Annotated in this window: 6 protein-coding genes and 1 riboswitch; all 6 genes read left to right on the forward strand. The window is 39.9% G+C overall.

The features are described from left to right. Window positions 1-85 precede the first annotated feature (85 nt). Window positions 86-274, forward strand: a riboswitch (cobalamin riboswitch). 147 nt (window positions 275-421) lie between these two features. Further along, complete coding sequence (nikB, locus tag QZ548_RS06250; RefSeq protein ID WP_295869124.1) at window positions 422-1,360, forward strand: nickel ABC transporter permease; 939 nt, start codon at window positions 422-424, stop codon at window positions 1,358-1,360. After that, window positions 1,360-2,181, forward strand: a complete 822-nt coding sequence (gene nikC / locus QZ548_RS06255) for a nickel transporter permease (RefSeq protein ID WP_105089750.1) — start codon at window positions 1,360-1,362, stop codon at window positions 2,179-2,181. Before nikB ends, nikC begins: the two co-directional genes overlap by 1 nt. 149 nt (window positions 2,182-2,330) lie before the next feature. Then, window positions 2,331-3,899 carry an ABC transporter substrate-binding protein gene (locus tag QZ548_RS06260; RefSeq protein ID WP_295869126.1) on the forward strand — a complete coding sequence of 523 codons (1,569 nt, stop codon included), beginning with the start codon at window positions 2,331-2,333 and terminating at the stop codon, window positions 3,897-3,899. A gap of 12 nt (window positions 3,900-3,911) precedes the next feature. Next, the gene (locus QZ548_RS06265) at window positions 3,912-4,709 is read left to right on the forward strand and encodes an ABC transporter ATP-binding protein (RefSeq protein WP_005385379.1); all 798 of its coding nucleotides are present in this window, start codon (window positions 3,912-3,914) and stop codon (window positions 4,707-4,709) included. Then, a complete protein-coding gene (locus tag QZ548_RS06270; RefSeq protein WP_295824670.1) occupies window positions 4,702-5,517 on the forward strand; it encodes an ABC transporter ATP-binding protein in 816 nt (271 codons plus the stop codon). Before QZ548_RS06265 ends, QZ548_RS06270 begins: the two co-directional genes overlap by 8 nt. 318 nt (window positions 5,518-5,835) lie before the next feature. After that, window positions 5,836-7,389 carry an ABC transporter substrate-binding protein gene (locus QZ548_RS06275; protein WP_295869128.1) on the forward strand — a complete coding sequence of 518 codons (1,554 nt, stop codon included), beginning with the start codon at window positions 5,836-5,838 and terminating at the stop codon, window positions 7,387-7,389. Window positions 7,390-7,490 lie beyond the last annotated feature (101 nt).

The raw sequence follows: 7,490 nt of genomic DNA on the forward strand, positions 1-7,490 counted from the left end.
CATTTAAAATCTACGATATACGCATACCCCTAAGGGGTATGCGTATTGTAAACAGGATATTAATATAGTATATTTATAATCGATAAAAATGAATGAACTAGTGAGTGTCGGTATTCACCGAGCGTAAAAGAGGAAAATGGGTGTAAATCCCATACTATGCAAATAGCTGTAATGAGGAGCAAGGTTTCATTATAGGGTCACTGGGAAACTGGGAAGGCCGAAATATTGCGATGAATCATGAGTCAGAAAGCCTGCTCTAAATGTATGGTATTGTACATACTATACTTAATTTAGGTTAGTCAGGTGGACTAACCTTTTTTGTCGTTTTCCTATATGCACCTCTGCTATATCGGGAGAAATAAGCATATTAGTTGTTCATTTAGATTATTGTAGTATTTAGAGAGTATAGGAGGAGACGCCTATGGGCAAACGCTTTGCTAAACAGCTAGGTCAATTCATTGTTACACTGTTTGGCATTACTTTTTTAACATTTTGTCTTACTTATTTAGCACCGGGCGATCCAGTAACGATGCTACTAGAAACGGCAGACACTATCGTGTCTCAAGAGCTCATCGATGAGACTCGAGCTCAGCTTGGGTTAGATAAACCGTTTATAGTGCAATATGCAAACTGGGTTGTAAATGCTGCACAAGGTGACTTAGGGATGAGTTACTCTGCTAAAAAGCCTGTTGTAGATCGTATGTTGGAGGCTTTGCCAGGGACAGTTATGCTAGCAGGTACAGCATTAGTATTTACATTGCTCTATGCATTGCCAGCAGGGATTATAAGCGCCTTAAATCGAAACAAATGGATCGACTATCTGTTGCGCGCTGCTTCATTTATAGGCGTGTCTATGCCATCATTCTGGTTAGGCCTTGTACTGATTTATATCTTTGGCCTTAAATTAGGACTTGTTCCTATTGCATCTTCTCGTGTAACTCCTATCGGTGTAATTCTACCAGCCGTTACATTAGCTGTTGTAGTCGGGTCCAAGTACATGCGCCAAGTTCGTCTCGTTATTCTTGAAGAAATGCAAAAGGATTATGTTATCGGCGCACGTGCTCGTGGTGTCAGTGAGATGAAGATTTTATTCGGTCATATTTTGCCAAATGCCGTCTTGCCACTCATCACTATTCTTGGTGTTCTCATCGGTTGGCTATTAGGCGGTGTAGCAGTTGTAGAAATGGTGTTCTCTTGGCCTGGCTTAGGGAACATGGCAGTATATGCTATTACCATGCGCGACTACCCATTGATTGAAGGCTTTGTATTGTGGGTTGCTTTAGCCTATATGTGCATCAATGCATTAGTTGATGCGTCATATATCCTATTAGACCCTAGATTGAAAAGGGAGAGAGCATAATGGCAGAATTTATTCAAAAACATAAACTGTTCTCTTTCTATAGCGCCTTGATGATTGTGGTAGTTCTCATAGCTATATTTGCACCATGGCTTGCTCCGGGTGATGCTTTTAGCTCAAATCTGAGTCAAGCATTACAAGCGCCAAGTAGTCAACATTGGTTTGGTACAGATAAGCTTGGTCGTGATGTATTGTCTCGCATCATTTATGGTACACAGTTATCCTTGTTTATGGGTGTCAGTATCGTTGTTATCATGGTAAGCATTGGTACTATTATCGGTGCCGTTGCCGGTTATTTCGGCGGGAAAATCGAAATGGTCCTCATGCGTCTTGCGGACATTATGCTATCCTTCCCGGGCGTAGTATTAGCCATTGCTATTGCTGGTATTTTGGGTGGTAGCATTGTGAATACGATTATAGCGTTATCTGTAGTTGGTTGGGCAAAATATGCTCGTCTTGTACGGTCTATGACGTTGAAAGTTCGCGGTGAAGAGTATGTAACGGCGGCTGTCATGATGGGGGCCTCTACAACGACTATTCTAAGACGTCATATCATTCCCAATATCCTTCCTCTTGTTGTTACAACAGGGGCACTTGATATTGGGGCTATCATGATTGAAGTAGCAGGTCTTTCCTTCCTTGGATTTGGTGCTCAACCACCAACACCAGAATGGGGCCTTATGCTTAACGAAGGTCGTCAATATTTACAAACCAGTCCATGGCTGATGGCCTTCCCTGGTATGTCCATCCTTATCGTAGTTGCTATCTTTAACCTTTGGTCTGATTCCTTACGGGACGTAGTGGATCCTAAGAACCAAGGTTAGTTACGTGTGATGCTTATTTATAGGTTGTGTTGTGAAAGTTGTTATATAAATAGGCGGTAATAAGGTTTTTCCATTATGACTATTGTAGATTGTAGTGGTCATGATGTGTATGTTTTATGTTTATATGTAATGGTACAAGGAGATTTTACATGAAAAAATCTTGGAAAAAAGCCCTCTTAGCAGGTCTTAGCATTGTAATGATGGGTTCCTTCATCGCTGGTTGCGGCTCTGATAATAATGGTGCTGCTAATAAGGATGTTTTAAAAGTTGGTGTAACTAACTTCGCATCCACATTAGAACCTACAGAAAACTTCTTCGCATGGGTTGTTATGCGCTATGGTGTAGGCGAAACATTGGCTAAGTTTGACGAACAAATGAAACCTCAACCATGGATTGCATCTAAATGGGAAGTATCCCCAGACCATAAAACGTGGACTTTCACAATCAATGATAAGGTGAAATTCTCTAATGGTAAAAAAGTTGATGCTGCAGCAGTTAAAGCATCTATCGAACGGGCTTTTGAAAAATCCAATCGTGCAAAAACATTCTTCGAATATGACTCTATGGAAGCTAATGGTCAACAATTGGTAATTCATACAACAAAAGAATATCCTAATATGCCTGGCCTTTTAGCGGATCCGTTGTTCCTAATCGTTGATGTACAATCTGAAAAAGATGGCCGTAACTTTGCCAAGGAAGGTCCTATTGGTACAGGTCCATACGTAGTTAAATCTTTCACAAAAGAACGTGCTGAGATGGCTGCTAACGAAAACTATTGGGATGGTACAGTACCATTTAAAACTGTAGAAATTCCTTCCATCGACGATCCTAATACGCGTGCTATGAGCTTACAATCTGGCGACGTAGATATGGCTGTTAACATCGGTCCTGGTGAAATTGGTTTATTCCAAAATAACGATAAGTTCAAGGTTGATGAAATCGCATCTCTTCGTGTAGTATTGGCTCGTATCAACCAAAAAGGTGTTCTTGGTGATGACAAAGTACGTGCTGCAGTTATTTCTGCAACAGACCGTAAAAACTATGCTGATGTATTGTTAAAAGGTACATTCATTCCTGGTTCCGCACCAATTCCACCATCCATGGACTATGGCTTCAAAGATTTGAAAGATCCTAATGCGTATAACCCTGAACGTTCTAAACAATTATTAGCAGAAGATGGTTGGAAAGATACTGATGGGGACGGCATCCTTGATAAAGATGGCAAACCATTAACATTTGACTTCGTAGTATATAATTCTCGTGCAGAATTACCACTTTATGCAGAAGCTGTTCAAGCAGACCTTAAAAAAGTGGGTATCGACATGAAAATCAAAACAGTTGACTATAACTTGATCGATAAAATGGGTCAAGATGGCGACTATGATATGCTTATCTCCAACATCGTAACTGCTAATACAGGCGATCCAATCTGGTTCTTAGCTAACTACTGGCATACTAATGTGGATGGTTCCAACCCTCAAAACGGTTCTGGTTACTCCAATCCACAAGTTGACCAATTGTTAGATGCTGCTGAAACTGAATTTGATCCTGCAAAACGTCGTGACTATGCAATTCAAATTCAACAATTATTGATGAATGATGGTGCTGCATTGTTCTTAGGTTACCCTAAAACTAATATCGTTACTGGTTCTTACTTGAAAGGTGCTGTCATGTACCCAAGTGACTACTACTGGATTACTAATAAAATTACAAAATAATAAGGAGCTATAATGGCAGAAAACATACTAACTGTAGAGAACCTTAACATCGCGTACCAAGGTGTGCCTGCTGTTATGGATGTAAACTTTACCTTGGAACGCGGTAAGGTATTGACCATTGTAGGGGAATCTGGATCCGGTAAAACTACCGTGATCCGGGCCCTCATGGGTTTATTGCCTATAGGTGGTGAGGTCACAGATGGTACAATGCTCTTTAATGGTCAAGACCTTCGCACCCTATCTAAGTCTGAATGGAGAGCTATACGTGGTAAAGACATGGCCATGATTTTCCAAGATAGTGGTAGTGCTTTAGACCCAATAGTTCGCATTGGTAAACAGTTTAGAGAATTATTTAAATCTCATATAGAAATTACCAATGATGAATGTGATCGACGAGCAATTGAGTTATTAGAATCTGTTTCTCTCCCTAATGGGGCAGATATATTGCGCCGTTATCCACATGAGTTATCCGGCGGTCAACGCCAACGTGTGGGCATTGCTATGGCATTAGCGCTGGATCCTGCGTTATTAATTGGTGATGAACCTACATCTGCTTTAGATGTAACAACACAATCTCAAGTAGTTATGCAAATGCTAGAACTTGCTAAAGAGCATAATTCTGCTATCGTAATGGTTACGCATAACCTTGGTGTAGCGGCCTATATGTCCGACTATATCATTGTTATGAAAAAGGGCCGTGTTGTTGATGCTGGCACACCGCAAGATATTTTAGAAAACCCATCTAATGAATATACGAAACAATTAAAAGATGCTGTACCAACATTGGAAGGAGGTCGTTACATTGACTAACTACGCTGTAGAATTAAAAAATGTATGTAAACGATTCCCACTTCCTACTGGTGGTGAGCTCGAAGCGTGTAAGAGTATTAATATCACCTTAGAAAAAGGCGAGTCCCTTGGGATTGTAGGGGAATCTGGCTCTGGTAAAACGACTTTGGTTCGTATGATTATGAAGATGCTGCCTATCACGGAAGGCGAGATTTATGTAGATGGTGTAGAGATTCAACATATGAACTCTGAGCAAACGAAAGAATACCGCAAGAAAATTCAAATGGTATTCCAAGATCCGTCGGCAGCCTTCAATCCGCGTATGAAGGTAAAGGATATCATCCTTGAACCGTTATACAATTTTGGTCTTCTTGAAAAAGGAAAAGAAGAACAAATCGCAGGTGACTATCTTGAAATGGTAGACCTACCTCGCGAGTTTATGCATCGTTATCCTCATGAAATGTCTGGTGGTCAACGTCAACGTGTAGCTATTGCTCGTGCTATCGTATTAGAGCCTGAAATTCTCGTATTAGACGAGGCTACTAGTGCTCTAGACGTATCCGTACAAGACTCCATTGCCTATTTATTGGCGCGTTTACAAAAAAAGAAAAATTTAACATACCTATTTATCGCTCATGATATTGCGTTCATTCGTACTATGTGCCACAAGGTGGTCGTAATGTACAAAGGTGCTATTGTTGAAGAGCTAGATGCATTTCACTTAGCTGATGCGAAGCATCCTTATACAAAAGTTCTATTGAGCTCCATCTTTGAAATTGGCCAAGATCATAAGCCACTTACTTTAGAAGAAGCGGCTGTAGAAGCATAGGACTTTGACACAACGTATCCGACTTCTCATTGTAGCGATCGCCTAGTGTATTCGACTAGAGGATTCGCCTACTAATATGGGTAAAATACAATAGGTACATATATAATAGCAGTTAGCTTTAGAGCTAACTGCTATTTTTGTATGTTACGTATCTATACAGATTTTCTCATATATATAATTATATCGAAAATTTTCTTAGAAATGATTGTGTTAACACTAAATATATAGTATAGTTGACTAAGTAACATACCCCCATGGGTATAATTGAAATATGCTCATATGAAGTGATATAGATATAGAGAAAGGTTAGGTGTGTGAATGAAAGGATTACGTAAGGCGTTACTGATTAGCATGATGCTGGGTGTTACGGTCCTTGGTACTGTAGGCTGCATAAATCAATCCTCCGATTCATCTAATGATGTATTAAAGGTAGGAGCAATTAGCTTTGCTAGTACCTTGGAACCAACAGAAAACTATTTTAGCTGGGCTGTTGTACGGTACGGTGTTGGCGAAACACTCACCAAGTTTGATGATCACATGAATGCTAAACCATGGTTAGCATCATCTTGGAAACAAAGTGATGACAAGCTGACCTGGACTTTTACCATTAACGATAAGGTTAAGTTCTCTAATGGTAATGCCCTTACTGCTGAGGCCGTAAAGGCGTCTTTGGAACGAACCTTTGCGAAGAGTAAACGGGCAAAAACATTCTTTAATTACACAGAAATGACGGCTAATGGTCAAGAGCTTACAATCAAGACAGATAAGCCTTATTATAATTTGCCAAATTTGTTGGGAGATCCATTGTTCTTAATTATGGATGTGACTGCAGAGGCAAATGGTCGTGATATAGCAAAGGAAGGTCCTATTGGGACTGGGCCTTATGTAGTGACATCATTTACAAAAGAGCGTGCTGAGCTAGCACGGAATGATAACTACTGGGATGGCAAGCCAGGCTTCGGTAAGGTTGAAATTCCATCTATTAACGATGCCAATACACGAGCTATGGCATTGCAAGCAGGTGATGTAGATATGGCTGTTAGCATTGGACCTGGCGAATATGGTATCTTCCAAAACGATAAGAAATTTACTATTTATGAAGAATCATCCTTACGTGATGTGTTCGTTCGGATGAGCCAAAAAGGCAAGCTTAAGAATGCTAATCTTCGAGCTGCCCTTATTGCCGGAGCAGACCGTGAGTCTTATGCAAAGAACCTTATGAAGAATACCTTTATTGCCGGTAAGGCTCCATTGCCACCATCCATTGATTATGGATTCAATCAATTGCGGGACCCTAATAAATATAATATTGAACGTGCTAAAGAATTACTTAAACGTGAAGGTTATATTGATACAAATGGAGATGGCATTGTAGATAAAGATGGTGAAAACCTAGTACTTGATTTCTATGCCTATACATCTCGCCCTGAATTGCCATTATATGCAGAGGCATTACAAGCGGACTATAAGAAAATTGGTGTAGATTTACAAATTAAAATCGTAGACTATGCTGTGATCGATACATTGGCGCAATCTGGAGATTACGATATGCTCATCTCTAGTGTAGTTACTGCTAATACTGGCCAACCTGTATGGTTCTTGAAACAATACTGGGGGACAGGTAGTGATACAAACGGCTCTGGATTCTCTAATCCACGTTTCGATGAATTGTTAGCTCTTGGTGAAAGCGCTAACGATCCACTGGTGCGTCGTAATGCGGTGATCAATGCACAACAATTGATGCTAGATGATTCGATAGCACTCTTCCTTGGATATCCTAAGATTAATATTGTAGGGAATAATAATATCGATGGTATTAAGATATCTCCATCTGAATACTATATCATTACGAAAGACTTAAAACGGAAATAATTTTATTATATAAACTTATAGTAATGAAACTTGTTAATATAATTTAAAGTAGTTGTAGACATATCAAAAGAGGACTAGCCATGGCTAGTCCTCTTTGTGTA

This window comes from uncultured Veillonella sp. (genome assembly GCF_915069625.1).
Taxonomy (GTDB): domain Bacteria; phylum Bacillota; class Negativicutes; order Veillonellales; family Veillonellaceae; genus Veillonella.

Coding starts and splice junctions, on each gene's coding strand:
- nikB (WP_295869124.1), top strand. CDS start 422: ATGGGCAAACGCTTTGCTAAACAGCTAGGTCAATTCATTGTTACACTG.
- nikC (WP_105089750.1), top strand. CDS start 1,360: ATGGCAGAATTTATTCAAAAACATAAACTGTTCTCTTTCTATAGCGCC.
- QZ548_RS06260 (WP_295869126.1), top strand. CDS start 2,331: ATGAAAAAATCTTGGAAAAAAGCCCTCTTAGCAGGTCTTAGCATTGTA.
- QZ548_RS06265 (WP_005385379.1), top strand. CDS start 3,912: ATGGCAGAAAACATACTAACTGTAGAGAACCTTAACATCGCGTACCAA.
- QZ548_RS06275 (WP_295869128.1), top strand. CDS start 5,836: ATGAAAGGATTACGTAAGGCGTTACTGATTAGCATGATGCTGGGTGTT.